The sequence below is a fragment of the Oleiphilus sp. HI0132 genome (genome assembly GCF_001635845.1).
Map to the genome: position 1 here is coordinate 1 of NZ_LWGJ01000175.1, position 883 is coordinate 883.

Sequence of the window (883 nt, forward strand, 5' to 3'; positions counted from 1 at the left end):
GAAGTGGATATCGAGTGGGGTAAAGACGCTGACGGCAATACCAAGTGGCTAGAAGTGATGGGCTGTGGCATGGTCCACCCGAAAGTATTTGAGTCCAGTGGTATTGATTCCGAAAAATACTCAGGCTTTGCCTTTGGTTTAGGTGTAGAACGCTTGGCTATGTTGCGCTATGGCGTAAACGACCTAAGAATGTTCTTTGAAAACGACCTTCGTTTCCTCAAGCAATTTAACTAAGTTAGTCAGGATAGTAGAGCAATGAAATTTAGTGAACAGTGGCTCAGAGAGTGGGTAAACCCTTCTATTGGTACAGATGATCTACTCCATCAAATCACCATGGCTGGCTTAGAAGTAGATGGCATGGACCCGGTAGCGGGTGAATTTACCGGCGTCGTTGTAGGCGAAGTGCTCAGCAAAGAACAGCACCCTGATGCTGACAAGTTAAGCGTTTGTCAGGTGAGTGACGGAAAAGAGACCGTCCAGGTAGTGTGTGGTGCTGCGAACGTGAGAGAAGGTTTAAAAGTACCCTTCGCGAAAATTGGTGCTGTGTTGCCAGGTAACTTTAAGATTAAGAAAGCTAAGCTGCGTGGCGTTGAGTCATTCGGTATGTTGAGTGCCGAGTCAGAGCTTGGTTTGGCTGAATCTTCAGATGGTTTGATGGAATTGCCTGTTGATGCACCCGTAGGTGCTTGTATTCGCGAATACCTAGGTTTAGATGATAACTGTATCGATGTTGATTTAACGCCAAACAGAAGTGACTGTTTGTCTATTGCGGGTCTTGCTCGCGAAGTCGGTGTCTTGAATAAAGAGAATGTCACTAAGCCACAGATTGAGTCAGTGGTTTCAGAGAGTGAACTTACCTTCAAGGTAAACTTACAAGACACAG

Annotated in this window: 1 protein-coding gene and 1 pseudogene; both read left to right on the plus strand. The window is 45.8% G+C overall.

Annotated features, from left to right (window positions below):
• A pseudogene (locus A3766_RS02230) lies at positions 1-234 on the plus strand (phenylalanine--tRNA ligase subunit alpha); the annotation flags it as partial.
• 21 nt (positions 235-255) lie between these two features.
• Positions 256-883 (plus strand): YtpR family tRNA-binding protein (ytpR, locus tag A3766_RS02235; protein WP_369808590.1); only part of this gene is annotated, 628 nt, incomplete at its 3' end.